The sequence below is a fragment of the Robiginitalea myxolifaciens genome, assembly GCF_900115205.1.
Classification (GTDB): Bacteria; Bacteroidota; Bacteroidia; order Flavobacteriales; family Flavobacteriaceae; genus Robiginitalea; species Robiginitalea myxolifaciens.
This window is the reverse complement of the sequence record NZ_FOYQ01000002.1, coordinates 774590-800785: the sequence shown is the minus strand read 5'-3', so window position 1 is coordinate 800785 and position 26196 is coordinate 774590. Positions and strand designations below refer to the sequence as shown.

General features: G+C 49.1%; 26 protein-coding genes, 1 tRNA gene and 1 other RNA gene. 13 read left to right on the top strand and 15 right to left on the bottom strand.

Translation table 11 applies throughout. The features are described from left to right. Nucleotides 1-2: 2 nt before the first annotated feature. Nucleotides 3-311, bottom strand: a complete 309-nt coding sequence (locus BM318_RS11550) for a DUF2752 domain-containing protein (protein WP_092982754.1) — start codon at nt 309-311, stop codon at nt 3-5. A 98-nt stretch (nt 312-409) separates the two neighbouring features. Here BM318_RS11550 and BM318_RS11545 point away from each other — a divergent pair, with 98 nt between their 5' ends. Then, the gene (locus BM318_RS11545; protein ID WP_092982753.1) at nt 410-967 is read left to right on the top strand and encodes a Smr/MutS family protein; all 558 of its coding nucleotides are present in this window, start codon (nt 410-412) and stop codon (nt 965-967) included. 26 nt (nt 968-993) lie between these two features. Here the strand turns inward: BM318_RS11545 and BM318_RS11540 are convergent, their stop codons facing one another. Next, on the bottom strand, nt 994-1506 hold the full coding sequence (locus BM318_RS11540; protein ID WP_092982752.1) for a hypothetical protein: 513 nt from the start codon (nt 1504-1506) through the stop codon (nt 994-996). A gap of 130 nt (nt 1507-1636) precedes the next feature. Between BM318_RS11540 and BM318_RS11535 the strand changes: the two genes are divergently transcribed. Further along, nucleotides 1637-2803: a cysteine desulfurase family protein gene (locus tag BM318_RS11535; protein ID WP_092983511.1), complete on the top strand. Its 1167-nt coding sequence runs from the start codon at nt 1637-1639 to the stop codon at nt 2801-2803. Here BM318_RS11535 and BM318_RS11530 read toward each other — a convergent pair. Continuing rightward, nucleotides 2800-3456: a DUF4136 domain-containing protein gene (locus BM318_RS11530; protein ID WP_092982751.1), complete on the bottom strand. Its 657-nt coding sequence runs from the start codon at nt 3454-3456 to the stop codon at nt 2800-2802. The two genes, BM318_RS11535 and BM318_RS11530, sit on opposite strands and share 4 nt — an antisense overlap. 83 nt (nt 3457-3539) lie before the next feature. Then, nucleotides 3540-5249 (bottom strand): M23 family metallopeptidase, encoded by a 1710-nt coding sequence (locus BM318_RS11525; protein WP_245759815.1) that lies wholly within the window; start codon nt 5247-5249, stop codon nt 3540-3542. Nucleotides 5250-5494: 245 nt separating this feature from the next. Here BM318_RS11525 and BM318_RS11520 point away from each other — a divergent pair, with 245 nt between their 5' ends. From BM318_RS11520 to rny, 4 genes are all read left to right on the top strand, one after another. Further along, on the top strand, nt 5495-5785 hold the full coding sequence (locus BM318_RS11520; RefSeq protein ID WP_092982750.1) for a cell division protein ZapB: 291 nt from the start codon (nt 5495-5497) through the stop codon (nt 5783-5785). A gap of 15 nt (nt 5786-5800) precedes the next feature. Beyond that, nucleotides 5801-6097 carry a cell division protein ZapA gene (locus tag BM318_RS11515; protein WP_092982749.1) on the top strand — a complete coding sequence of 99 codons (297 nt, stop codon included), beginning with the start codon at nt 5801-5803 and terminating at the stop codon, nt 6095-6097. A gap of 53 nt (nt 6098-6150) precedes the next feature. Next, nucleotides 6151-6257: non-coding RNA, 6S RNA (gene ssrS / locus BM318_RS11510), on the top strand. Between the two features lie 83 nt (nt 6258-6340). Further along, nucleotides 6341-7909, top strand: a complete 1569-nt coding sequence (gene rny, locus BM318_RS11505; protein ID WP_092982748.1) for a ribonuclease Y — start codon at nt 6341-6343, stop codon at nt 7907-7909. A 29-nt stretch (nt 7910-7938) separates the two neighbouring features. Here the strand turns inward: rny and BM318_RS11500 are convergent, their stop codons facing one another. Both BM318_RS11500 and BM318_RS11495 read right to left on the bottom strand, forming a co-directional pair. Next, a complete protein-coding gene (locus BM318_RS11500) occupies nt 7939-9117 on the bottom strand; it encodes a serine hydrolase (RefSeq protein ID WP_092982747.1) in 1179 nt (392 codons plus the stop codon). Continuing rightward, nucleotides 9114-9575, bottom strand: a complete 462-nt coding sequence (locus BM318_RS11495; RefSeq protein WP_092983509.1) for an SRPBCC family protein — start codon at nt 9573-9575, stop codon at nt 9114-9116. Before BM318_RS11495 ends, BM318_RS11500 begins: the two co-directional genes overlap by 4 nt. A gap of 141 nt (nt 9576-9716) precedes the next feature. Here BM318_RS11495 and BM318_RS11490 point away from each other — a divergent pair, with 141 nt between their 5' ends. From BM318_RS11490 to BM318_RS11465, 6 genes are all read left to right on the top strand, one after another. Then, on the top strand, nt 9717-10604 hold the full coding sequence (locus BM318_RS11490; RefSeq protein WP_092982746.1) for a peptidylprolyl isomerase: 888 nt from the start codon (nt 9717-9719) through the stop codon (nt 10602-10604). Continuing rightward, nucleotides 10591-12042 (top strand): peptidylprolyl isomerase, encoded by a 1452-nt coding sequence (locus tag BM318_RS11485; RefSeq protein WP_092982745.1) that lies wholly within the window; start codon nt 10591-10593, stop codon nt 12040-12042. Before BM318_RS11490 ends, BM318_RS11485 begins: the two co-directional genes overlap by 14 nt. Nucleotide 12043: 1 nt before the next feature. Beyond that, nucleotides 12044-12997: an AAA family ATPase gene (locus BM318_RS11480; RefSeq protein WP_092982744.1), complete on the top strand. Its 954-nt coding sequence runs from the start codon at nt 12044-12046 to the stop codon at nt 12995-12997. 153 nt (nt 12998-13150) lie between these two features. Next, nucleotides 13151-15421 (top strand): aconitate hydratase, encoded by a 2271-nt coding sequence (locus BM318_RS11475; protein WP_092982743.1) that lies wholly within the window; start codon nt 13151-13153, stop codon nt 15419-15421. Between the two features lie 33 nt (nt 15422-15454). After that, nucleotides 15455-16021 carry a TlpA family protein disulfide reductase gene (locus tag BM318_RS11470; RefSeq protein WP_092982742.1) on the top strand — a complete coding sequence of 189 codons (567 nt, stop codon included), beginning with the start codon at nt 15455-15457 and terminating at the stop codon, nt 16019-16021. Nucleotides 16022-16026: 5 nt separating this feature from the next. Then, nucleotides 16027-16752 (top strand): hypothetical protein, encoded by a 726-nt coding sequence (locus BM318_RS11465; protein ID WP_092982741.1) that lies wholly within the window; start codon nt 16027-16029, stop codon nt 16750-16752. Here BM318_RS11465 and BM318_RS11460 read toward each other — a convergent pair. From BM318_RS11460 to BM318_RS11425, 8 genes are all read right to left on the bottom strand, one after another. Then, complete coding sequence (locus tag BM318_RS11460; protein ID WP_177218305.1) at nt 16747-17400, bottom strand: carotenoid biosynthesis protein; 654 nt, start codon at nt 17398-17400, stop codon at nt 16747-16749. The two genes, BM318_RS11465 and BM318_RS11460, sit on opposite strands and share 6 nt — an antisense overlap. 5 nt (nt 17401-17405) lie before the next feature. Then, on the bottom strand, nt 17406-18884 hold the full coding sequence (crtD, locus tag BM318_RS11455; protein ID WP_092982739.1) for a 1-hydroxycarotenoid 3,4-desaturase CrtD: 1479 nt from the start codon (nt 18882-18884) through the stop codon (nt 17406-17408). A gap of 3 nt (nt 18885-18887) precedes the next feature. Continuing rightward, nucleotides 18888-19337 carry a sterol desaturase family protein gene (locus BM318_RS11450; protein WP_092982738.1) on the bottom strand — a complete coding sequence of 150 codons (450 nt, stop codon included), beginning with the start codon at nt 19335-19337 and terminating at the stop codon, nt 18888-18890. Continuing rightward, on the bottom strand, nt 19334-20176 hold the full coding sequence (locus BM318_RS11445; protein ID WP_092982737.1) for a phytoene/squalene synthase family protein: 843 nt from the start codon (nt 20174-20176) through the stop codon (nt 19334-19336). Before BM318_RS11445 ends, BM318_RS11450 begins: the two co-directional genes overlap by 4 nt. A gap of 12 nt (nt 20177-20188) precedes the next feature. Beyond that, entirely contained in the window at nt 20189-21649 is a 1461-nt protein-coding gene (locus tag BM318_RS11440) for a phytoene desaturase family protein (RefSeq protein WP_092982736.1), read from the bottom strand. Between the two features lie 11 nt (nt 21650-21660). Next, entirely contained in the window at nt 21661-22560 is a 900-nt protein-coding gene (locus tag BM318_RS11435; protein WP_092982735.1) for a MerR family transcriptional regulator, read from the bottom strand. Between the two features lie 91 nt (nt 22561-22651). Continuing rightward, the gene (locus tag BM318_RS11430) at nt 22652-23926 is read right to left on the bottom strand and encodes an NAD(P)/FAD-dependent oxidoreductase (protein WP_092982734.1); all 1275 of its coding nucleotides are present in this window, start codon (nt 23924-23926) and stop codon (nt 22652-22654) included. A gap of 307 nt (nt 23927-24233) precedes the next feature. Further along, a tRNA-Leu gene (locus BM318_RS11425) sits at nt 24234-24316 on the bottom strand. A 116-nt stretch (nt 24317-24432) separates the two neighbouring features. Here BM318_RS11425 and BM318_RS11420 point away from each other — a divergent pair. After that, complete coding sequence (locus tag BM318_RS11420) at nt 24433-25179, top strand: sulfite exporter TauE/SafE family protein (RefSeq protein ID WP_092982733.1); 747 nt, start codon at nt 24433-24435, stop codon at nt 25177-25179. A 6-nt stretch (nt 25180-25185) separates the two neighbouring features. Here the strand turns inward: BM318_RS11420 and BM318_RS11415 are convergent, their stop codons facing one another. After that, complete coding sequence (locus tag BM318_RS11415; protein ID WP_092982732.1) at nt 25186-26151, bottom strand: sodium-dependent bicarbonate transport family permease; 966 nt, start codon at nt 26149-26151, stop codon at nt 25186-25188. Between the last annotated feature and the right edge of the window lie 45 nt (nt 26152-26196).

The window sequence follows — 26196 nt, the reverse complement described above, 5'->3', positions numbered from 1 at the left end:
TATTATAGGATTAAGCGAATGATAAAGTTGGTCAGTATGGTTCCCACGGTCAGCAGTCCTAAAAAGGCAATACCGCGCTGTCCGAAGGATAGGTTAAAAATACGATCGAATACGATTAACGCAAATAGCAGTATCAGGGGATAGAGTCCCGGGTACATCAGGAAAGAGGCCTTGACTTCGCCCTGCAATAACAGCACCACGGAACGCTGTAACCCACAGCCCGGGCACTCCAAATCCAGAAGTTGTTTGCTCAGGCAAGGAAGCATTTGATCTTCTGTGGGCAACCCCAATGTAATATGCGTCAACAGCATCGAAAGGTTGTGTTATTCCCCCGAAAATACCACTATTTTTGAGCAATGGAAACAAAACTTTTTGTTTTTCAAATGCGTTGCGGCTATTGCATTCGGGCATGAATAACACATTCCAAATAGGGGACAGGGTCCAATTGCTGGACGAACCACTCGAGGGAAAGGTTATTGCCATTGACGACACGAGCATTACCTTTTTGTCTTCGGATGGATTTGAATTGGAAGTTGCGTCGGCGGATTTAATACGTTTACCCGATAACGCTGCCCGGGAACATCTGTCGGGGACGGTAAATCCTTCCCTTAAGGAGGGGGACTCCCCTAAACGTAAAAATCCAACCCAATCCCGGAAGAAAAAGGGGCAGGATCCGCCTGTAGTGGTAGATTTGCATGCCGAAAAGTTATTCCCCCAAAAGAATTTTCCCGATGCATATGAATTGCTGGACCGGCAAATAGAAGAGGCCCGGAGGATGCTTGAATTTGCCTTGCGCAAGCGAATTCAGCACCTGGTTTTTATTCATGGAGTGGGAACCGGGGTGCTCAAATCGGAGTTAGAAACGCTGCTGCGCCGGTATCCGGAAATCTCTTTTAACCAGGCCGATTACCGTACTTTCGGACAGGGTGCGCTCGAAGTATTTATTCCCCAATCTGCTTTCTCCTAAAGGGCTTCCGGCAGATAAGGCTAGTGCTATTGGGATGTCGCAAATGTTGTGATAGTCCCGAAATCGGTAACTGTAAGATTGGTGAGACGCTCCCCGGCAGCATTTACAAAAGTGACTCCGGCCAGCTCAATGGTGTGGTCAAAGCGAAGGGTGTCGGTTTGGTCCTGAATGGTAGTGATGCGAACCTCCCCTTCCGTTGCAGTAATCTCCTCGAGGACGCTGGGGGTGGCAGGTGGAATGTCATCACAAAAATAATTGGCAGCCACGTTATCGGTAAAAATCCGATAGGTCAATTGTGAATTGCCGGGAACGGCGCTGGTCAGGGTGCCGTCCGAAGCTTCATTGCGCAATAATCCGGTTCCCAGATTTAATATCAGGGCTTCCGTCCCGTCTATTTTGAAAAACAACTCTGTCTCTGTGCTCAAGGTACCACAGAAGGCTACGCTCTCATCGTCGAAATTGATTTCCTCTATTTGTAAATCGGCCTCCGAACATCCGGCAAGGACCATAAAACAAATGGAGAACAGGATTTTTCTCATGGTTCCAAAGATATCACAAAGCCTTCATTAAAATGTCCGGGCTTAGGGTAATTTTAGGAAAGGAAGCGAGAATTCGATACTTTTGAAGCCGGAGAAAAAGGCTATTTTTCCCGTACAAAAACAGGATATTATGCGTCATGTTTACCTGGATAATGCGGCCACAACCCCGCTGCGGCAAGAGGTGATAACTGCCATGCAGGATGCGTTGGCAGATTGCTACGGAAACCCTTCCTCAACCCATGCCTTTGGACGAAAGGCAAGGACGGGAATTGAAAAAGCGCGTAAATCCATTGCGGCACGTATGGGTGTTAAGCCGGGAGAAATCATTTTTACTTCCGGGGGAACCGAGGCCGACAATATGATCCTGCGGTGCGCCGTTCGCGATTTGGGAATTCAGACCCTGATTACCTCACGTATCGAACATCATGCTGTATTGCATACCGCAGAGGCACTGGCGCAAGAATATGATATTCGTCTGGAATTTGTGCCTGTAGATGCAACGGGAAATCCGGATCTCGCCGCCCTGGAAGCTTTGCTATCCGAAGATGAGCGTAAAAAACTGGTGAGCCTGATGCATGTGAATAACGAAATAGGAACCCTGCTCGACCTGCAGGCAGTAGGTTCGCTTTGTGCGCAATACAATGCGCTATTTCACTCCGATACGGTACAGTCCATTGGCCACTATCCCATGAATCTGGAGGAGCTTCCCCTCGATTTCGCCACCGCTGCCGCCCACAAATTCCACGGTCCTAAAGGGGTAGGGTTTGCGTATATCCGAAAACAAACGGGCTTAGGGTCGCTCATAATGGGTGGATCTCAGGAACGAGGTTATCGGGCCGGAACAGAGCCCTACCACAATATTGTCGGGTTGGAAACTGCCTTTGATTTGGCCTATGACCGGCTGGAGGAGGAAAGTGCCTATGTCTCAGGCCTGAAAACCTATTTTATTGAAGCTTTGAAGGAAGCAGTCCCAGGGGTGCAATTCAACGGTTGCTCAGGCGATCTCGAAAAAAGCACTTACACCCTGGTTAATTTCAGGCTCCCCTTAAATGAAAGTGGAGCGCGAATGCTTTTGTTCCATCTGGATCTGCAGGGAATTGCATGTTCCAAGGGAAGTGCCTGCCAGTCGGGCAGTACCGGAGGCTCTCATGTACTCAATGAGATATTAAGCGAGGCAGAAAAACAGAAGCCATCCCTGCGCATGTCTTTTTCCCATTACACCAAGCGGGAAGACCTGGATTATGCTATTGCTGTTTTAAAGGAGTTTTGCAAAGCTCCCGAATCGGCGTTGGGCTAGCGCAAGGCACGACGGCCTTCTTTGTCATAGGGAAATTTCCGGGTAGCTTTTTTCATCATCTTATCGATGAGTTCCTCGGTATTCTTGCCGGATTTACGACTAATTTCCTGCTCGTATTTCCAGAGTAATTTGCCCGAATTGCCATCGCTGATTTTAATTCCAATGCGACCGTAGTTGGCATCTCCAAGAATATAATCCAGGAAACTGTAGTCCGAAGGCAGCCCATCTGAAAGCAAGATGTTTACGTCAAGGTTTCCACTAATTATTCCGTCGACTCCCAGCAATTCACTCAGTTCCTTGATCGTATACCGGTCTATATTGCTGTAGTCGATGTTATTACGACGCAACAGCGCATTGGTGTCATCGGCATTCTGAAATTCAACAGTAAACTTTTTGCGTTTGCGACCCCTGCCGAAATAATGCTCCAGGGCCTCCTGTACTGCATATCCTTCTTTTTCTTCCAGGCGTTTAAGCTCGCTTTCGCTGAGTTCTTCGTCCAGGTCTAATCGGGAAAAGAAGGGGAGGATCGCGAGGATCTTGTGATCCTCACTGAGTTGTTCAAAACGATTGCTGAGAAAAATATCCTTCTGAGCATTTCCTATTTGAGGGAATGCGGTAAAGAGCAGCAACACTAAAATGACGGTAATACGCAACTTCGGATGTGTAATTAATGATTTTGTAAAGGTACGGAAGTATGCGCTAACAGGTCAAGCGGAAATGGCACTAAAACAGGCGATTACCGTCTGAATATTGTGGCTTCGTACGTGCTTTTGTTACCGCAGTTATCTGTGACTACAACTTCGAGCTTGCTTTGCCGGTCTTCTCCGATTTTATCGTCGAAGGTATAGGTTATGGTTCGGAGTTTGGGTTCGTATTCCATCAGGACCCAACGCCCATTGATGGTAGCCGAATAGCTGGAAATCCCGCTGAGGTCGTCTGAGATTGTGAGACTCAGGTAACGATAGTTTGTTAGCCATTGCCCGGCCTTGAAATTCCGCGGTTTGATCTTTGGAGGCACGGTATCCTGTGCCAGGGTATAGGTCCCCAGATTACGGGTACGGGTCGTGAAGGTATTGCCCCTTCGAAAAGTTCTCGCGTACTGTGGCCTTCCACGACCGTCGAGCCGCGCAATAAATGTGCTGGCACGCTCCGCTTCAGGAATGTCATCCACCTCAAAAGTCAGGGTATAGTTGCGATGCAGGGGGATGTTGGCTTCGTGGATTTTGAAGTTATCCCCATCGACCTGCAGATCCAGGGAGGTGTCCTCATAGAAACTTTCTGCCGGGAAATAAACTTTAACCTTACCGAGATCAAAACTAGAGGGTTTACTGGCCCGAATAAAATAGGCCGATTGCACTTCGGGCTTCGGATTCTGTACGGGAAGTACCTTGCCGGTAACCGGGATGCGCAATAAAGTGGCATTGCCGGCCTGATCGGAAAGTTCAATCTCAACCAGCGACTGGCTGCCAGGACGAATGGTTACCATGCCATCCTGATAATCGTTTTCATAAAGGCTAAGGCGGTTGCCGGAATCTTTGAAACACTTCAGAATCCTGCTGTTGTGCCGGGCATAGTAGGGATAATCGATCAGAGTATTAATCTGCCGGTCTTCGGTAAACGAATAGCCATTGAAAACCAAATCGGTGTATGGGGTACCATTAACACGCTGAATAACCCGGTATACCCCGTTGTGATTGGCGGCCAAATCCTGACGATCATAGGCTTTAACCCCAAAACCAAGCCTTCCTGAAGCCTGTAGTGTATCCGACAGATAGGTGCCATCGGCCTGCCTGCTAAATGCAATTTCTATGCGGCTGGCACTGCCATTGACCTGGGCATCCGGGGATAATGGATAGGCATAAGCATCTACCAGCGTTGGGTTGGTTGCATCCCGAACTTCCATCCCAAACAACAATGGATTCTGCGGGCGTTCGTTGGCGCTATTTCGGATTTCAAAATGCAGATGGGGTCCGGAAGATCCCCCGGTATTCCCGCTGTAGGCAATCAATTCTCCTTTATTTAATGGGAGGGTGCCGTAATCTGGAAACACCTCGATTTCATAGGAGCGTTTTTCGTATTGAAGTTTGCGGATGTAGGCTTCAATCTCCGGAGAAAACTTCTGCAGGTGAGCATATACCGAAGTATATCCATTGGGATGGGCTACATAGAGCACTTTTCCGTATCCCCAATGACTAATCTTGATCCTGCTAACCGTTCCATCAGCAATGGCGTATACCGGAAGCCCCTGTCGCTGCTGTGTTTTTATGTCCAGTCCGGCGTGGAAATGATTCGATCGTAGTTCTCCAAAAGTACCGGCGAGGATCAACGGAATGTCTACCGGTGATCTGAAATCAGTATCCTGGGGCTGGACCTGGGCGAATGTAAGCTGGCTGCAAAAGAAAAGCACAAGTGCTACCAGCCGCATCATGTTGTAGAGTTGGGGCAAATTTGAGTCGCTTTCGGACAAAATTAGGGATTCGAAGCGCAAAAGAGAAACAGTTGGTTAGAAATTGGTTCTTGGAATTTGCTGCTGAAGCAGCTTTAAATGGCCAGCGCACCTGCTGGCTCCTCACTAAAATTGGTCCACCGGACCAATTTTGGTCGCTCGGCCCGGAATTTGATGCTTGGAATTTGTGAGAGTATTCGATCAGGTTTCTTATCTTTGTTAGAACGCATCGAAGGAAAAGCAACGTGAGCGAATGGGTCGAAATCGTTGATTCCCTGGAAAACAAGATTAGCAAAATGCTGCATAAAGTACAGTTACTTAAGCAGCGGAATTCTGATCTGCAACGGGAATTACAGGAGCTTAAAAGCGCCAATCAGGAGGCCCTGAGCGCCGCCAGAGTCTGGGAAGAGAAGTACGAATCCCTCAAGCTGGCCGAATCGATGCTGGGCAGTGAAACAAATAAAAGAGAAGCCAAGCTCAAAATAAATGCGTTAATCCGGGAGTTGGACCATTGTATCGTTCAACTTTCAGAATAACCAGAGCGTTTAAATATGGACGAGAGGCTCAAAATAAAGCTATCCATTGCGGATCGCGTATACCCGTTAACCATAGACCCTTCCCAGGAGGAAGGACTCCGGAAAGCGGCAAAGAACATTGAGCAACTCGCCAAAAAGTTTGAACAGAATTATGCCGTGCGCGACAAGCAGGATGTACTGGCCATGTGTGCCTTACAGTTTGCTTCTAAATACGAGCAGCGCGACATAGATAAAGATGAAGACCAGGAAGAAGCCCTGGGCCGGTTAAAGGCCTTAGGAGAAATGCTTGGATCTGAATTGAGCCAGCTTTAAGTTCATTTACATACGCAAACGATACTGCCCACATTGGTATTATTTTTTGACAAACTCAACACTATTTCAATTAGAAAGGGTGAGTTTAGGTTGTAAAAGCACGCCTTCTCGAAAGGATCCTTGATCAGCCTGGTAGCCCTAAACCTGTTTATAGGAGTTTGTACAAAACTCAACCGATGTGGGCTTTTTTATTGTTTGAGATGGCCATTGCTGTCCGGGCCGCTGAATATTAAACCAACACCAATGGATATAACAACGGGTATTATTGCCCTGGCTCTGGGCTTACTCATAGGCTTCGCAATTGCGAAATTGCTCGAAAAAGGACAGGCGTCAAAGACCATAGATTCCGCCAAGAAGGAAGCAGCTTCCATCCTCAAAGACGCCCGTAGCGAAGGTGAGAACATCAAAAAAGACAAAATACTTCAGGCCAAAGAAAAGTTCATTGAACTTAAAGCGGAACACGAGAAGGTCATTATAAACCGGGATAAAAAAATCGAAGAGGCGCAGAAAAGGACGCGCGATAAGGAATCCCAGGTCAGCAGCGAATTGGCCAGAAACAAAAAACTCAACGAGACCCTTGTTACCCGCCTGGATGAGGTAGAGAAAAAGCGGGACTTTTACGAGAAGAAACAGGAGGAGCTCGAAAGGTTGCACGCCAGCCAGGTACAGCAATTAGAAGTGATCTCAGGCATTTCTGCAGAAGAGGCCAAGGAGCAACTTCTCGAGTCGCTTAAGGAAACTGCAAAAGCAGATGCCATGAGTTATCTCCAGTCTTCCCTGGAGGAGGCCAAGATGACCGCACAGCAGGAAGCCAAAAAAATCATCGTAAACACCATTCAGCGTATTGGAACGGAGGAGGCCGTGGAAAACTGCGTGTCTGTTTTTAACCTGGAATCCGACGACGTTAAAGGGCGCATTATTGGACGTGAAGGTCGCAATATCCGGGCCTTGGAATCGGCAACCGGGGTGGAAATCATCGTAGACGATACCCCAGAGGCCATTATCCTTTCCTGTTTTGATTCCGTACGCCGGGAGGTTGCCCGCCTTTCGCTGCACAAACTCGTGACGGACGGCAGAATTCACCCCGCGCGAATCGAGGAAGTAGTCCGAAAAACCGAGAAGCAGATCGAGCAGGAAATCCTGGAAGTTGGTAAGCGAACGGTTATTGAATTGGGTATCCATGGGTTGCATCCCGAGCTGATTCGGGTTGTGGGTCGTATGAAGTACCGTTCTTCCTATGGTCAGAACCTTTTGCAGCACAGCCGGGAAGTAGCAAAATTATGTGGGGTCATGGCGGCAGAATTAGGCTTGAATCCTAAAATGGCCAAGCGGGCCGGCCTGCTTCACGATATCGGTAAGGTACCCAGTAGTGAGACCGAAATCGAAACCCCACACGCCATCCTCGGGATGCAGTGGGCTGAGAAATACGGCGAAAAACCGGATGTCTGCAATGCTATCGGAGCACACCATGATGAAATTGAAATGAAATCACTCATTGCCCCTGTGGTGCAGGTTTGTGATGCAATCAGCGGGGCACGACCCGGAGCCCGTCGCCAGGTGTTGGATTCCTACATCCAGCGTTTAAAGGATCTCGAAGACATCGCATTTGGATTCGGGGGCGTCCAGAAGGCTTATGCCATTCAGGCCGGGCGTGAATTACGGGTAATCGTAGAAAGCGAGAAGGTGAGTGATGAAAAAGCTTCTCAGCTTTCCTTTGAGATCTCCCAGAAAATCCAGACGGATATGACGTATCCCGGACAGGTAAAGGTTACGGTAATCCGAGAGACTCGAGCGGTGCACGTGGCAAAATAATCGGTAAAGGCGTACTTCCGGAGAAGTTCTTAATCGGACTGCGGATGTGCCAGTTCATAATTATAAACGGCACGGCCAAGAGCGGCTAAGAAGGGAATCCCTACGGTGTCGAATTCGTAGGTATTATCATTGAATATCCCATTTTCATTCACCAGCAGGGTTGCCGAAAGCATAAACTCCACCTCGTTTTCGAGGTCCTGAATGTAAGCGACATCCGTTAAGGTGCCATAAGCGAAACCGACCTTGTTATAGATATTCACCGACGCGGGAATTTGCTCCTCGCTATCTCCAAAAATGAAAAATTTGCAATAGCCATCCGGATAGGTCTCGGGGTCGTAACCCAGTTCCCTAGGGGTTATTCGCATCGCTTCCATCAAAAACTCCCGTTGGTCCTCGCTGAGGGCAAAACGCTGTGATACCGGAAATTTTTCAGGAAAAATCACCCGTTGCAATGTGCCGTGCAGGCTGTTTAGCGGCAGGTAATTTTTCAACCTGAAATCAAAGGGTTCTGTTCTCAGAGAATCCCCGGCCATGAATCCTTTGCCCTTCAGACTTCCGCGTAGATCGAGCGGTTGTATTGGGGCATTGCCGATTGGAAGCAATTGGGTGCTCACCGAGTCGGCCACGGCAATAATAATTGGACGTGTAGTCATTTCTTCCCATCGAAATCCCAGGCGGTGGGCAATACGTACCGGTGCAACGCCCCGACGGGTGAGCCCTTCATTGATAGCATCTTGTCCCAGGAATTCGAAAAGCCTGTTGCTGGCATGGTTGTCGCTTACGGCAAAGATCTCCTCGATATCCCCTTCAAATGATCGTTGCACGGAGTCGCCCTCATAGTAGAAATCCATCTTGCGGTTGTACTCCGGGAGGCTATTGAGTTTTTCAAGGGCCAGGACGGAAATCGGAAATTTCACCGTGCTGGCCGGGTAAAAATAATTGCTGTCCGAAACTCGGTAAGCGTATTCTTGGAAGGCCACGCTATCTCCCTTTCGTTCTATTCGCGTGTACCGAATCTGCAATTCATAGGAATCCGGATCCTGCAGAACCCGTTGCAACAACGCATCGTCCGTGCTGAGAATGTCGTCCAGGGGATCTCCTGAAGGTGCCGGATTACCGGAGCAAGCCTGCAGGAGCAGGAACAGGCTATAAATTATGCCAAGGGAACAGGGGATCTTGCCCCGGTTGGTTTGGTAGCTGTTGTTCATTGGTTGTCTTCGGCCACAGAGGTGCCTTTTTCGGCAAAATTCTTAAAGTCCTGAGCGTATACCATGGATTGTTTCTTGAAAGCGCCGGGCATTAACCAGCCCATAACCTTCATCATAAAACTACCAAACTGGAAGTCGGATTCAGAAATCCAACGCGTGCTGGTCTGCGATTCCTCCTTAAAATAATTTCGTTGGATGTTGTGAACGCCTTTGGTGTCGTAGGAGAGGTGCCATTGGTCCGGCAAGTCTACTTTAAGAATGGTTTCCACCATCACCAGATGCCGTTTTCCCATTTGATACTCGAGTTCCATCCGGGCCCCTTCTTCCCCCGGGTTGCCAGCCAGGTGACGGTAGGCCATAAGCCCGCGCTGCCAGTGTTTCATGTTATCCTGGTCCATAAGGAGTTTCAAAACCTCGCTGCGCGGCAGGTCAATGACTATTTCCGTTTGATATTTCATGATAAAGGCTTTCTGCAATTTACGAAAAGTATCGCCTGTCCATGAGTTTATAAAGTTCAATTCCACGTGAGCCGGCCTAAAAATCTGTTAATCTGCTACCGATCGGTTTGCACGAGCGGGGGAGTTCATTATTTTTGCGCGATGCGCAAGCTAACCGACATCGCCCCGGGGTATGCATTGCCCGTAATCGTCTTACTGTGCCTGCTGGCTTTTACAGCCTGTGAGTCCTATTGGCGGAAAAAACCTGAGAAGACGCCTTTGGCACGTGTCGGGGAGGAGTATTTGTATAAAGAAGATGTGGCCCAGCGGATCGATGATGATTTGAGTCCGCAGGACAGCGCAGCCCTGGTGAGCAACCTGATCACCACCTGGGGAATTCAGCAGTTGATGCTTCAAAAAGCCCAGATAAATCTTTCCGAAGAAGAAATTGAACGCTTTGAATCCCTGATCGCCGACTACCGGGCCGATTTATATACCAGAGCCTATAAGGAGGCCCTGGTCGCTCAAAGCGATACACTTGTAACGGATGCTGAACTGCGGTCGTTCTACGAGCAGGAGCAGGAGAATTTCAGATTGAAGGAAAAGGTTGTTCGCTTGCGGTTTATCGAAATGCCCCCGCAGTTCCTGAATCGGGACGAAGTTACCCGGCGCCTCAGAAGTTTTGAGGATGAGGACCTGCAATTCCTGGATTCCGTTGGGGTACAATTCCGAAAACTAAACTTCAACGATTCCCTCTGGGTTCCTGCCACCCGGGTGATCCAGGAAATACCGCCCCTGACACTGGAAAATGAGGGGGACTACTTAAAAAAATCACAATTTATTGAGTTGGAGGATGAAGGGGGGGTATATTTGGCCTATATAGTGGATGTACTCCCGGTGAATGAAATTGCGCCTTTATCCTACATCCGTCCGACACTTTCTCAGGTTTTGCTCAACAGGCGAAAAATGAGGTACCTCCGTGCCCTTGAGACAGACTTGATCGACGAAGCTGTTCGCAATAACGAATTTCAGATTTATGAGAATCCTTAAGACTATTTTTTGCACCACTGCATTTTTGACCCTGGCGACTTCGATTCAGGCCCAGGTGCTAGATTCCATTCCCGATCCGGAAGTAGAACCTCCCATGGAGGAACTGCAGCCTTCGGATGTTGCCCTCAATACAACTCCCCAGGCAGGCCCTCGCAGGAAGCTCGACGGGATCGCTGCTGTAGTAGGCGATTACGTAATCCTGGATTCGGACATCGAAAAGACGCTTTACGATCTTAGATTGCAGGGGGCTACAGAGGAAGACGTAGACAATTGTAGTCTGTTGGGAAAGCTTATGGAAGACCGCCTCTATGCCCACCAGGCGGTTCAGGACAGTATCCTGGTTTCCGACGATGAGGTCTATGCCCAGAGCGATCGGTATTTGCAACAATTCGAGCAGCGACTCGGATCCATGGAGAAGGTCCTGGAATTCTACAAAAAGGCAACCGTGGAAGATTTGCGGGAGGAATTGTACGAGATCAATAAACTCCAGATGCTCTCTCAGCGCATGCAGCAGGAAGTTGTGGGGGAAATTGAGGTAACACCCGAGGAGGTCCGGCAGTTTTTCCGCGATATCCCGGAGGACGAGCGGCCGGTATTCGGAGCGGAGCTGGAAATTGCCCAGATCGTCAAGAAACCGGAAGTTCCAGAAGAGGAGAAGCAGAAGGTTATCGATCGCCTGCGCCGGATAAAGCAAGATGTGGAAGACAATGGGGCGAGTTTTAGGGTAAAGGCAATTCTGAACACAGACGACGAGGGTTCTAAATCAAACGGGGGCTTCTACAGTATCAATCGACAGACCAGTTTTGTCAAGGAGTTCAAAGATGTTGCTTTTAGCCTGCGCGAAGGCGAGATTTCAGAACCTTTTGAAACTATATTCGGCTATCACATTATCTATATCGAGCGAGTTCGCGGGCAGGAACTGGACTTGCGCCATATCCTGATCCGCCCGGAAATTCCCAAGGAGGCGCTGGAGGCCGCGAAGGTAGAATTGGATTCCATCCGCCAGCAGATCCTCGATGGACGCTACACCTTTGCCGAGGCGGCAAAGAATTTTTCGGATGAGAAAGAGACCAAGAATGAAGGTGGGCAATTGCGCAACCCGGAAAACTTCGACTCCAAGTTCGAATTGACCAAGATGGACCCAACTTTGTACAACCAGGTGCGGAACCTGAAGGACAACGAAATTTCCTATCCCATTTTTGAAGATGATCCCCGCGGGGGACCACCGTCCTATAAAATTCTTATGGTTACCAACCGGTACGATGAACATCCTGCCGATTTTGCCCGGGATTACCTGAAAATCCAGGAGCTGGCACTGCGGAATAAACAATTCGAAGCCATACGGGACTGGATTTCCGAACATATTGAGGATACCTACATCAGCGTTAGCGCAGCGAACCAAAGTTGTGATTTTTCCAATAACTGGCTAAAGCAATAGTATGTCCGATGTTGCAGCCATAGAGCGCCTGGTTCAAAGACACCGGGAACTCAAAGCGGAAATCGCCCAGGTAATTGTTGGGCAGGAGGATGTGGTGGATCAGATTCTCTGGTCGGTTTATACCGGGGGACACGCTTTGCTGATCGGGGTGCCTGGCTTGGCCAAGACGCTTATGGTCAAGACTATTGCCCAGGCCTTGGGTCTGGATTTTAAGCGGATCCAGTTTACTCCGGACTTAATGCCCAGTGACATCCTCGGAAGTGAGATACTGGATGAAAACAGGCGCTTTAACTTCGTAAAAGGACCTGTTTTTGCCAACATTATCCTGGCCGACGAGATCAACCGTACCCCTCCTAAAACTCAGGCAGCGCTTTTGGAAGCCATGCAGGAGCGGGCGGTAACCATTACGGGTAAATCCTATGCCTTGCCCAGCCCTTATTTTGTACTGGCTACGCAAAACCCAATTGAACAGGAAGGAACCTATCCGCTACCAGAGGCCCAGCTCGACCGCTTTATGTTTGCTATAAGCCTTACATATCCTTCCCTGGAAGATGAAATCCGGGTAGTGGAAACTACTACCGATGACCGAACAGTTACTGTAAACAGCCTTTTTTCAGCCGAGGAACTTCTCGAAGTCCAACAACTGGTTCGACGTGTACCGGTTCCCGACAATGTCGTGCGATACGCTGTTGAATTGGCTCAGCGCACCCGTCCGGGTACAGAAGGGGCCTCAGAACTGGTAAATACCTATCTGGATTGGGGTGCGGGCCCCAGGGCTTCTCAGAACCTGGTATTGGCTGCCAAAGCACACGCCGCCGTATCCGGGCGTTTTTCTCCGGATATAGACGATGTGAAAGCTGTGGCTCACGGTATTCTCAGACACCGGATTCTACGTAATTACAAGGCCGAAGCTGAGGGGATTTCAGACGCAGCTATCATTGACCGTCTGCTCTAATTCCCAGGCGTTTTTCACTCCATCATAACCCATCTGGAGCTACTGGTTTCGCAGGAGCTGCCCTCGCTTTCTTTCCCCTTGTTTTTCCTTTTAAATCCCTGCCTGATTTTGTATTTTTGAGCCTCAACGTAACTCTGAAAAACACAAGTCACTATGGCATTTGATATCGATATGATCAAAAAGGTGTACCAAAACATGCCCGGCAGGGTAGATGCTGCCCGGGATTTGGTAGGCCGTCCGCTGACCCTGGCGGAAAAAATCCTCTACGCACACCTTTGGGACGGAACCCCGTCCAAAGTCTTTACAAGAGGAAAGGATTATGTCGATTTTGCCCCTGACCGGGTTGCCTGCCAGGATGCTACTGCGCAAATGGCATTATTGCAATTCATGCACGCAGGAAAGCCTAAGGTGGCTGTACCGACTACCGTGCATTGCGATCACCTGATTCAGGCTAAGGTTGGAGCTGATAAGGATTTGGCCCGCGCCAATGAAACCAGTAACGAAGTATTTGATTTCCTGGAGTCTGTTTCCAATAAGTATGGCATTGGCTTCTGGAAGCCTGGGGCTGGGATCATTCACCAGGTAGTCCTGGAAAACTATGCCTTTCCCGGGGGTATGATGATCGGGACGGATTCGCACACTGTAAATGCCGGTGGCCTCGGAATGGTAGCCATTGGTGTCGGAGGTGCTGATGCCGTTGATGTAATGGCGGGAATGGCCTGGGAATTAAAATTCCCGAAACTCATCGGGGTAAAACTGACGGGCAGCCTGTCTGGTTGGACGGCACCTAAGGATGTAATCCTGAAAGTTGCAGATATACTGACTGTTAAGGGAGGTACCGGTGCCATTATCGAATATTTTGGCGAAGGTGCTACCTCTATGTCTTGTACCGGAAAGGGTACCATCTGTAATATGGGGGCGGAAGTAGGGGCAACTACGTCGACATTTGGATATGACGAGTCAATGGATCGCTATCTGCGGGCAACCGGACGTGCAGACGTGGCCGATGCCGCAAATGAAGTAGCCTCCTACCTCACTGCTGACCCAGAAGTGTATCAAAAACCAGAGGATTATTTTGATCAGGTAATCGAAATTAACCTGGATACCCTGGAGCCTCATCTCAATGGGCCTTTCACTCCGGACCTGGCAACCCCTATTTCCAAAATGGCGGAAGCCGCTCGGGAAAATGATTGGCCATTGCGTGTGGAATATGGTCTGATCGGATCTTGTACCAATTCCTCCTATGAGGATATAAGCCGGGCCGCATCTCTGGCCAAGCAGGTCTCAGAGAAAAACCTGAAAACAAAATCGAATTTTACGATTACGCCGGGCTCGGAACAAGTCCGCTATACGATCGAACGCGATGGGTTCATCGATACTTTTGACGCTATTGGAGCCACCGTATTTGCCAATGCCTGCGGGCCGTGTATCGGGATGTGGGACCGCTACGGAGACAAGGCTTCTCAGGGTCCAAGAAACACGATCGTTCACTCCTTTAACAGAAACTTTGCCAAGCGCGCAGACGGTAACCCGAACACCCTGGCCTTTGTAGGGTCACCTGAGCTGGTTACAGCCATTGCCATTGCCGGCCGCCTTGATTTTAATCCGATTACGGATACCCTGATCAACGAAGATGGGGAAGAGGTTCGCCTCGAAGAGCCAAGAGGGTATGAATTACCCCCGGAAGGCTTTGCAGTAGAAGATGCGGGCTACATTGCCCCGCGGGAAGACGGAAGTTCTGTGAAGGTTATCGTTGCCGATGATTCTGAACGGCTCCAGCTACTGGATCCCTTTATTCCCATCCAAAATGAGGAATTGCAGGGCATGAAATTATTGATCAAGGCTTTTGGGAAATGTACTACCGACCATATTTCCATGGCGGGTCCCTGGTTGCGATTTCGCGGACACCTCGATAATATTGCTAATAATACGCTCATCGGGGCAGTCAATGCCTACAACAAGAAAACCAACTTTGTCAAGAATCAACTCACTGGTGAATATGGCGGGGTTCCCGATACCCAACGTGCATACAAGAAATCCGGTATCCGGACCATTGTAGTGGGAGACCACAATTACGGAGAAGGTTCGTCCCGGGAGCATGCTGCCATGCAGCCGCGTCACTTAGGGGTAGCTGCAGTTCTGGTTAAATCCTTTGCCCGTATTCATGAAACCAACCTTAAAAAGCAGGGTATGCTAGCGCTTACCTTTGCTAATGAGGCCGATTACGACAAGATTCAGGAAGACGACACCTTTAACCTGATCGATATCGCAGACTTTGCGCCAGATAAGCCGTTGACCCTTCAAATTGTCCATGCCGATGGAAGTCAGGACGAAATTAAGGTGAACCACACTTACAACGAGGCGCAGATCAATTGGTTCCGGGAAGGATCAGCACTGAACGTGATCAAGAAGGAAAATGCCTGAGCCCGTTTTCGTAATCGCTGAGACTACTCGGCCATGAACAAAACGCGCAGAAAGACCTGGCTGAATATTTTGTTGATTGGCCTTGTACTATCCTTTTTTGTCACGCCAATTGGGCATTGGGGCAAGATTGCGCTTATGCAACTTTTTGCCTTTGCTCCCGACGAAATCCCGGCTGAAGAGCGAAAATTAATACCGACTTACGACTGGACATTGAAGGACGCTGAATGGGAATTCTTCAACTTTGACCGTTCCCGCGGCCGTGTTGCCCTGATCAATTTTTGGGCTTCCTGGAGATTGCCATCACTTCCCGAGCTAATGACGCTACAGGACTTGTACGAGGATTATGGCGACCGGGTAGACTTCTATATCATTACCGATGAAGAGCGAGAACCCGTGGAGTTATTCATGGAGGAACACGGGTTTACCTTTCCAGTAACTTACAAGATCATCGGCACACCGAGTCCCTTCCCGGAAGGAGACCCGCCCCGTTCCTTTCTAATTGATCGCGACGGCTACATAGTGGTTGCCAAGGAAGGAATTTCGGATTGGGACAGCCGTAGTGTTCGGGAATTACTGGATAACCTCTTATCCACACCCTGAAACGAATGCCTCGAATTACCACTATATCCCTGTACCATTTCCAAGGTTTTCAGGATATACTCTGGGCGCTTAAGCAAAACAAAGTGGCTCGCGAGCCCCTGGAAGAAGTAGCAGGCCTGACGTTTTACAAACTCATGGGATCCGGTGCGTCTGGATACAGCATTTTCCCGGATTGGAATGTTTACGCTATCCTGCAAGTATGGGAGTCTGAGGCAGCTGCAGATGATTATTTCCGGGTGCATCCGCTGGCTTTGGAATATGCCAACCGGGCTAAGTTTCACCTTAACCTGTATCTCAACCTGGTGAAAGTCAGGGGGGCGTGGGATGGCGAAAACCCTTTTGGCGAAACATCGGCTGACGCACCTTCAGTAGCGAAGTCACATCTCAATAATCAGATGGCAGTACTGACCAGGGCTACGATAAAAAAGCGTCATCTCTTCCGTTTTTGGAAATACGTTCCCCATTCACAAAAACCCCTGAATAACGCCCCAGGGCTAATATTTCACAAAGGGATCGGGGAGGTTCCCCTCATACAGATGGCTACCTTTAGTATTTGGAAGGACGCAGCGGCTATGAAGTCCTATGCCTATGGTACCCAGAACCATCAGGGAGCTATCCAGCGAACCCGAAAACACGATTGGTACCGGGAGGAATTATTCGCTCGATTTACGCCTTTTAAAAGTCTGGGCTCCTGGCCTAATGTGCCCGATTTCGGGGCTTCAGGACTATAAGAAATCCGTTAGCTTCAGCACTACGAAGAAGACCGCTTGCGCACTGAGCAGATGGAGGGAAATGAGATAGCCGTTTTCAGGTTTCCAACGCTGATACAAGTATTGCATCCCGCAAGCCACTAAAAACCAACTGAGGTAATTGGTCCAGGGAGCCACCCCACCTTCAAATTCCCAGAAATCAAATACCGGTGCCAGGGGCTCTATCGCGAGGTCCAGTAAAGTCATCAGGCCCGCGGCGATAACAGTGCGCAATATCCGACCCTGCACCAGCCTGCTGGCAACAGCACCGGATGCGAATCCCAAAAGGGCCCAGTTTAACCCGATTAGGGCCGGTACCCCGTAAATTTTGGGTCCCAGATTTTCCCCATAGGCATAGGAACCGAATAGTAATCCGCTATGTACGCCAATCCATTCCACTGCCATACCGATAAGCGCAAATCCAAGAAATAGTAAACCCGTTTTAAACCGGAGAATCGGAAAAGCAAGAACAAAAATAATCCCGCTGAGCAGCAGATTTAGCGGGGTTTTCGGGATGAACCAATCGGCATATCCTATAAGAATGCCCACCAAACCACTGAGGTGGAACAACCAGATCAGGAAGATCCCAAAGGACACTAAGGAAATGCTATGGTTTTTGGTATTCGGCATCAGTTTCAAGCGGAATTTCTGCATTCTGGAATGGCCGCTGCCGCGATTTTGGCCGAAAGCAGACACAAGGGGATACCCCCACCAGGATGGACCGATCCCCCTACAAAATATAGGTTATCGAATCGTGAATGTTTATTGGGATGTCTTAAGAAAGCAGCCATTCGGTCATTACTGGCCGCGCCATAAAGCGCCCCTCTGAAGGAACTGGTTCGCCTGGCTATTTCAGGTGGGTCCAGGACAGCTTCTGTTTGGATCAGGGAAGCGATATCGCGCTTGAGGATGCGAGATAGCTTATCCAAAATGAGTTGGCGGGCTTTGGCGCGTAAGGTTGCCCAATCCTGCCCGTAATCCCCAGGGGCATTCACCATTACGAACCAATTTTCAGAACCTTTTGGGGCATCGGAAGGTGTTTCTTTGGCGGTGATATTCACGTAGACCGTTAGATCATTGGCCAGGTCCCGGGTTTCGAAAAGGTGACGAAATTCCTCTCGATAGTCTTCGCTGAAGAAAATATTGTGCAGGTCTAATTCCGGAAAGGTTTCGGATATCCCCCAGTAAAAAATAAGGGCCGAACTGGAGCGCTCCTGTTGTAAGGTGCGCTCGGGGGCAGCAACTCCGGGTAGTAGCTTCCGATAGGTTGGCACAACATCCATGTTTGAAACAAACAAATCGCATGGATAATTGCCCGAGGCTGTTTCAACAGCTCCTATCCGATTTCCCTCCGGATGCAATCTTGTGACCGGGGTCCCGAGGTGAAATTTGACCCCGTGGCGCTGAGCCAGTTCATACAGCGATTGGCTGATGCGATGCATGCCTCCTTTCGGGTAAAACGTGCCAATTCCCATCTCCAGATGTGGAATCATGGACATAATTCCGGGAGTGCGATAGGGGTCCGAACCATTGTAGGTGGCGTACCGGTCAAAGAGCTGGACCATTTTCGGATTGGTGAAGCGCTGTTGGTTTACTTTGTGCAGGCTTTTAAAAATGCCAAGTCCGCTACTCAGGGCCAGGGCTTTCAGGGTTTTGGCATTCGTATAGGTGTTTAAGCGATGCAGGGATTTTTCCAGGAAAACGGGTGCTGTCAGTTCGTATTTTCGGTCGCTCGACTTCAGATAGCCTAATACGTTTTCCTCGGCCTCGCCGAATACCCGTGAGGCTTCCTGGCAAAATGCTGCCCGATCCGCAGGGGCTTGAAAACGTGTGCCGTCCTCCCAAAAATAGTGGCAGGAGGTGGATTTCTGATGGTACTCGAAGTGGTCTTTGGGCGACTCACCCATCAGGTCGAATAATTCGTCTACCAGATGGGGAAGGGTAAAGAGGGAAGGTCCCAGGTCAAATCGGAAATCACCGTATTTGGCGGCGTGCAACTTTCCACCGGTATAGGGGTTTGCCTCGAATACGCGTACCTCATAGCCCTTGGAGCGAAGCCTGATAGATGCGGCCAAACCCGCGATTCCGGCCCCGATTACGCAAGCCTGGGGCATGAATTATTTTTTGAAGTATTTGAAGGGGACCACTAACATCCCGAAGCATTCGCCATCCTCTTTTCCCAAATGCTTGTGATGGATCTTATGAGCTCGTCTCACCCCCCGGGCGTACCGGTTATTGGCGTTTCGAAAAAGTTTGAAGCGTTGGTGAATGAAAACATCGTGGACCACGAAATAGGCTATTCCGTACGCCAGGATTCCAAAGCCTAAAGGCCAACCTGGAGTGAAGCCATATTCCGCCGCTGAAATGATAAAACTCATGGAGACAACGGCATAGAAAATGAAGAAGGCATCGTTGCGTTCAAACCAGGAATCGTGATCCTTCTTGTGGTGATCTTTGTGCAGTGACCAGAGAAATCCATGCATGATGTACTTATGGGTAAACCACGCCATAAATTCCATGATGCAGAAGGTAGCTATGAAAATTAGGATCCAGATCGCGATACTCATGTGACCAGGTTTAAGCGGTATTTTACGTATGAACGGGCGAGAAGCCCAACTTTTTGATAATTCGGTACCCGAATCCGGGCATTGGCTATTTCCAACGAAGGGGTGCGTCTGAGTTTCCCCAGGAGCTTATTGTAGTAACGATAAGCCATATAAACCCCGAATTTAGATTCTGCCGGTAGTTTTAAGATGCCACTATATCCCAATCGAAAATCTTCCTCGATCTCAGCAACAATAGCTGCCTTAGAGGTTTCATCCAGCTCCATCAGATTGACATTGGGGAAGTAACTGCGATCCAAACCTTCGTAATCTGCTTTCAGATCCCGCAGGAAATTTACTTTTTGAAAGGCAGACCCTAAGGCCATAGCCGATTCTTTAAGTTGTTCATAGCGCTCCCTGTCTCCTTTGACAAAAACACAGAGGCACATCAAACCAACCACATCGGCCGAACCATAAATATATTCCCGGTATTCTTCCTGAGTCAGATAATCCTTTTTGTGCAGGTCCAGGCGCATACTTTTCATAAAAGCTTCCACCAGATGCATCGGGATCCCATATTTGTGATAGGTCCCCTGGAAAGCATTGAGAATAGGGTTCAGACTGATTTTCTCTTCGAGAGCTTGCTCCAAATCCTTTTCGAAGCGCTCAAATAGGTCAGCTTTGTCGTAATCGTGGAAGGAATCCACGATCTCGTCGGCCAGGCGCACGAAGCCATAAATGTTGTAGATATCCTGACGGATACTGTCCGCGAGCATTCGCGTTGCCAGGCTAAACGAGGTACTGTAACGTCTGGTTACCAGCTTACTGCATCCCTCGCTAACATGATCAAAAAGAGCTTTCATAGTCTTAGGGAATTAAGCATACTGTTTTTGAATCAATTCGGCTACTAATTTTCCAGAGATTAACGAGGGCGGTACCCCTGGCCCTGGAACGGTTAGCTGGCCGGTGAAATAGAGGCCTTTGACTTTCTTACTCTGCAACCCAGGCCTTAAAAAGGCGGTCTGCCTCAGCGTATTGGCCATGCCATAAGCGTTTCCCTTGTAGGAATTATAGCGGTTTTCGAAGTCAGAAACACAAAAGCTCTCTTTAAATATAATATTATTTCGCACAGTTTGGCCAGTTCGCTGCTCCAACCGGTCGATCATGCGCCAGAAATAGGTTTCCCGAAGCTCCTGGGTATCCTCGAGACCCGGGGCCAGGGGCATTAAAAAGAAACCAGCTTCTTTGCCTTCTGGTGCCATAGAATTATCAGTAACTGAAGGGAAATTGACATAGAACAACGGTTCCTTAGGCCACTGGGGTTGATCGTAAATCTCCCGGGCATGTTGTTCGAAGTCCGTATCAAAAAAGAGATTATGATGGCGTACTCCTTCAATTTTCTTATCGAAGCCCACATAGTAGAGCAGGGAGGAGGGTGCAAAAGTTCGCTTCTCCCAGTACTGAGGACTGTATTGCCTGCAGGAAGGGGGAAGCAAGGTTTCGCTATGCGCATAATCCGCTCCGCTAAGTACCAGATCTGCCTGGATTTCCCCATCTGTTGTGGTAATCCCTTTGGCCTGACCTCCCTGGACAATAATTTCTTCTACGGTTTCCCGGGTATGTATTTTAACCCCTAGCGATTGCGCGAGCGCAACCATACCTTCGATGATTTTGTACATTCCTCCCCGGGGATGCCAGGTTCCCAAACCAAAATCAGCATGGTTCATGAAGCTATAGAAGGAAGGCGTATCTGAAGGCTTGGCTCCCAGGAACAAAACAGGGAACTCCAGGATGGAGACCAGTTTGGGATTGGTAAATTTTTTGCGGACATCCTGGCTGATGGTACTGAAAAACTGCCCAACCCGCATGGCCGTTTCCGGACTAACTAACTCCAGGGGATTTCTGCCGGGCTTGTACACCATTTTGCCAATAGCAATTTCGTAGTTCTTCTGCGCCTTTGCCATAAAACGGTAGAGTGCAGGGGAACTTCCCGGTTCGATTCGTTCAAATTCAGCAGCAATTTTTTCCAGGGAATCTCCAATGGTCACTACCTGATCGGCAAAAACAATCTGATAGGCGGGGTCCAGTTTGTCTAAGTGATAGTAGTCGGAAACCTGTTTGTCGAAATCGTTGAAAAAAGACTCGAAAATATCGGGCATCCAGTACCAACTGGGGCCCATATCAAAGGTAAAACCGTCGCGTTTGAACTGAGAAGCCCTGCCACCGGGCTGTTCATTTTTTTCGAAGATTTGCACCTGATGCCCCTGTTTTGCTAAATAGCAAGCTGCTGATAGCGAGGAGAATCCGGAACCGATAATAGCGATATTCTTACTCATGAACGCAGGCTTCAGACCTGGGAAATAAGGGCTTCAATGCTCTCGAAGGTACGCACATTTTCGGGGAGATCCGCCTGCTGCATCGTCTCTGTCTGTCTTCCGAGGATCCAAAGTTCGCAAGGAGCCGCGTCCAAAAGGTTTTCTTTGAAAGACTTCAGATAATTCGCGATCTGATCCGGACTGGGGTCTACGGTAAAGTAAGAGAGAAATACCGGGTCATCGTAGTACGTAAACAGATCCCTTAGGTGTTCTACGGGAATGGTGGGCCCGAGATAGACGGTATGATAACCACGCTCGAGTAATTCGTAGTTCACAAATAACAGCCCGATATCGTGTATTTCATTTTCCGGGAGGAAAAGAACGAACACACGATCTTTGGTAACCGCTTCACGGATCTGTATCTTTTCTGTGCTCGTCAGGATCTTTTGCTTGATCAGGTGGGTGATAAAATGCTCATGGGCCGGACCGATGGTATCTGTCTGCCATAGCAGTCCGATCTCGGTGAGCAACGGGATAAAGACATCCCAGAAGATTTCCCTGAAGGGTTTTTCGGCCAGCAGTGAGCTATAGGTTTGTTGGAAGAGGCTTAAATCAAAATTGATCATGGCCAGTTTAAAGGCACTTATGGCATGATCATTACTCGTTTGCTGATTAACCAGGGTCTTGACCTCCTCCTTAATTTCTTCCTCCTTTAGGGCGGCAATCTTGGAGATTTTATAGCCGTTGTTGTAGAGCAGAGTAATATTCAGCAGCTTTTGAAGACTGCTCAGGCTGTAGGAGCGGATGTTGGTTTCGCTGCGCTCAGGAGAGAGCAACCCATAGCGTTTTTCCCAAATTCGTATGGTATGCGCCTTGATTCCTGTTAGGTTTTCAAGATCGCGAATACCGAAGGACTTTTTTACGTTGTTCATGTTTTAATGGAAAAACTTAAACAAACATACCAAAATTCTGGGGATCCGCGGGGTAGTTGAGCGTTAAATTCTTCTAAATCCTGAAGTATTATTAAAATCGCCGATCCGGGTGCAGATCTTCCAGGGAAACAGAGGGTTTTTGATTATCGGTAATTTCGGACACCAATTTACCCGTTATCGGCCCTAAACTCCAACCCATCATCGCGTGTCCGGTAGCCAGGATCACATTCTTCCAACCTCCCGGCCGGCCAATGTAGGGCAAACCATCAGGGGATACTGGTCTGAGTCCGCATGAGGCTTCCTGTAGTTCGGATTCCTCGGCGTTCAGGTCCTTGTAATAGGAGGCAACACCATCGGCAATAGCACGTACCCGATTCATGCGGATCTTATGGTTAACTCCTGAAAGTTCCATGGTGCCTGCGAAACGGGTAAATCCGGACATAGGCGTAATGGCCACTTTTGATTCCATTAGGACGGCAGGCAGGGTTATTGGAGTAGGCCTTTTCAAGTCGATGCGGTACCCTTTTCCAGCTTGAAGAGAAAGGCGAAGTCCGAGTGTCTTCATGAGTTCCGGTGTCCAGGCCCCGCTGGCCAGTACAACCTCGTCTGCCGAAAAGGCAACTTCAGCATCTCCCTGCCCATTGCTTTTCTCACCCAGCACTGCGCTTACCTTTTCACCGTTCTTTTTAAATCCGGTGATCCGGACGTTGGGTTCAAATTCCACCCCCGATTTTTTCAAAGCTTCCTGTATTCTGGGCATGAGCTGTACCGGGGTTGTGTGGGAATCACACAGGAAGTGGATGGCTCCCGCGACCTCATCACGCAGGCCAGGTTGAACCTCGAGCAATTCGCTTCGATCCAGTTCCCGAGCCTCCAATCCAAGTTCACCAGCCCGGTGCATGACCTGCCGCTCTGCTTCCAGGGAGGCCTCTGATTTTGCGAGCATTAATAAGCCGGTGTGTTCTAGCTGGAATGATCCGAATTCTCCAGAAGCCAGCCATTGCGAATAAAGCGCCTTGCTCTGGAGGTTGATTTCTGCAATTAACGGAATGGCTCGGGCCACTTTGGCACGGGTGGAACTGCGATAAAATTCCCAGGACCAACGTAAAAAATCCCAATCCAGGCGCGGTTTGAGGTAGAATGGGCTACTGCTGTTCCACATCCATTTAAGCCCTTTGGCCATGACGCCGGGAGCAGCAAGGGGAACAATATGGCTCGGGGTCAGGTATCCGGCATTCACATAAGAGGCCCCGGAATCCATGCTTCCCTGATCCACAATGGTAACCTGGTGTCCGGCTTTTTGAAGGTAGTAGGCACTGCTGAGCCCCATGATACCTCCTCCAACTATGACTACTTTTTTACTCATGTTTCCGCTTAGGCAAGGCTAATTTATGGAATTTGGGGATTGGAATTTGGTTCCAGGAATTTGTTATGACCTACTTCAAGAGCCAGCAGGTGCGTGGGCTTTTGAAGTTAAGTAGGCCATTCCTTAAAAGCGCTGGAGTACCTTCGCTTTGCTCGGTGCTCCAGAATGCGCTCCCGAGTGAAAATGCAATCCCTGCAATGCTTTCAGCATTGCGGTTTTGTGTTCATCAACGCCTTTCAAGAGCAAGCTCTTGACGTCGTTTCTAAACACAAAACCCCGCTCAATCGAGCGGGGTTTGCGCTTTAAGTGACCACGACTGGAGTCGAACCAGCACGTCCTGAGGACACTACCCCCTCAAGGTAGCGCGTCTACCAATTCCGCCACGTGGCCCTGGAATTTAGCGGCACAAATATACTCCGATTCCCCGATAGCTGCCAAACGTTTTATTGACAAAAATCATTATTCCCTCAGGCAGGGCGCTTTATCTTGGTTGAAATACTTCAGCCATGCTGCTACGGAACCTGCCCTGGTTTATTATTCTGGCCCTGATTGCCGAGATTCTCGGGACGGTTGGGGGCTTTGGGTCTTCGGTATTTTTTGTGCCGATGGCGAGCTATTTCCTGGATTTTCAATCGGTCTTAGGTATTACGGCTGTCTTCCACCTGTCCAGCAATCTCACCAAAATTGGCTTTTTCCGCAAAGGGATCGATAAGCGATTGTTGGTGTACCTGGGAATCCCTGCGGTACTGTTTGTAATTGTGGGTGCCTGGTTGAGCAAGTTTGTAGATCCGAAATATCTCAGTTTGAGCCTTGGGATTTTCCTCCTGCTCTTCGGGGGTTTTTACTTAATCCAGCAGCAAAACGAAATGAAACCTACCAACCGGAATGCGTTTGCCGGTGGGGCAGCTTCCGGTTTTCTGGCAGGGTTAATGGGCACAGGCGGGGCCATACGAGGGGCCTTTATGGCGGCATTTAACCTCAAAAAGGAAACCTTTATTGCCACTTCCGCCTTTATCGACTTTGGGATAGACCTGAGCAGAACTGTAGTCTATGGTCTTAACGGATATATCCACAAGCACGATCTCTACCTGATCCCAATACTGGCGGTGGTCAGCGTCATTGGAACCTATATCGGAAAGCGCATCCTGGACCGGGTAACCCAGGAGCAATTCCGCCGATTTGTATTGATAATCATCGTTAGCCTGGGGTTGGTAACCCTGGCCCTGCATCTTTTCACCCAACAGGGCCAATAACGGTTATCAGGGGAACAGTTGAATCAGCCACAGGTAAATGGGCATCCCCAAGGTTATATTGAAGGGGAAGGTAATGGCCAGGGCCATCGGTAAATATAAACTTGGATTTGCCTTAGGCGCAGCAATCCGCATCGCAGCGGGCACAGCAATGTAAGAGGCGCTAGCCGCCAGGATGGCAAACAGGAAGCGATTCCCCGTACTTTCGACAAATGCTGAGGTCAGCGCAGCGGTTACCGAACCATTGATAAGGGGAATTATAATGGCAAACATAAGCGCAAACCATCCTTTTTTGAGGAAGTCCCCGATTTTCCGCCCACTACTGATACCCATGTCCAGGAGGAAGACAGCCAGGAATCCCTTAAAGATATCCGTAGTGAAGGGCTTGATCCCTTCGGCCTGAGCATCACTGGCCACTAAACCAATTACCAAACTTCCCAGGATGAGCAGCACGCTGCCATTGGTGAGGGAGTGCCGTAATATGGAGGGCATATGTACTTTCTCGGTATTTGTCCTATCGAAAAGGGACATCAGCAAAACGCCTACTACAATCGAAGGTGCTTCCATCAAAGCCATAACCGCCACCATATGGCCGCCGTAGGTAATCTGTTCCATATCCAGAAAAGCGATGGCTGTGACGAAGGTCACCGCACTAACCGAACCATAAGCTGCCGCAATGGCCCCCGAATTGGGAATGCTCATCGCGCGCTTAAGGATGAAAAATGTATAGATCGGAACAACTATGGCCAGAAGGATCCCGAAAATCAACGAGTAGAGGATTTCCGGTTCGTAGGGGCTGTGTGACAATTCCTGCCCTCCCTTGAAACCAATCGAAAACAGCAAGTACAGAGAAATAAACTTGGATGAATTCGGAGGGATTTCGAGGTCACTTTTCAGCTGTACCGCAATAATCCCAAGAAAAAAGAACAGAAGGGCAGGGTTGGTCAGATTATCGACCAGAAGGTGTAAATCCATTAGATTTTCAGATCTTCTTTACGATTGGTTCAAAAAAAATGCCGG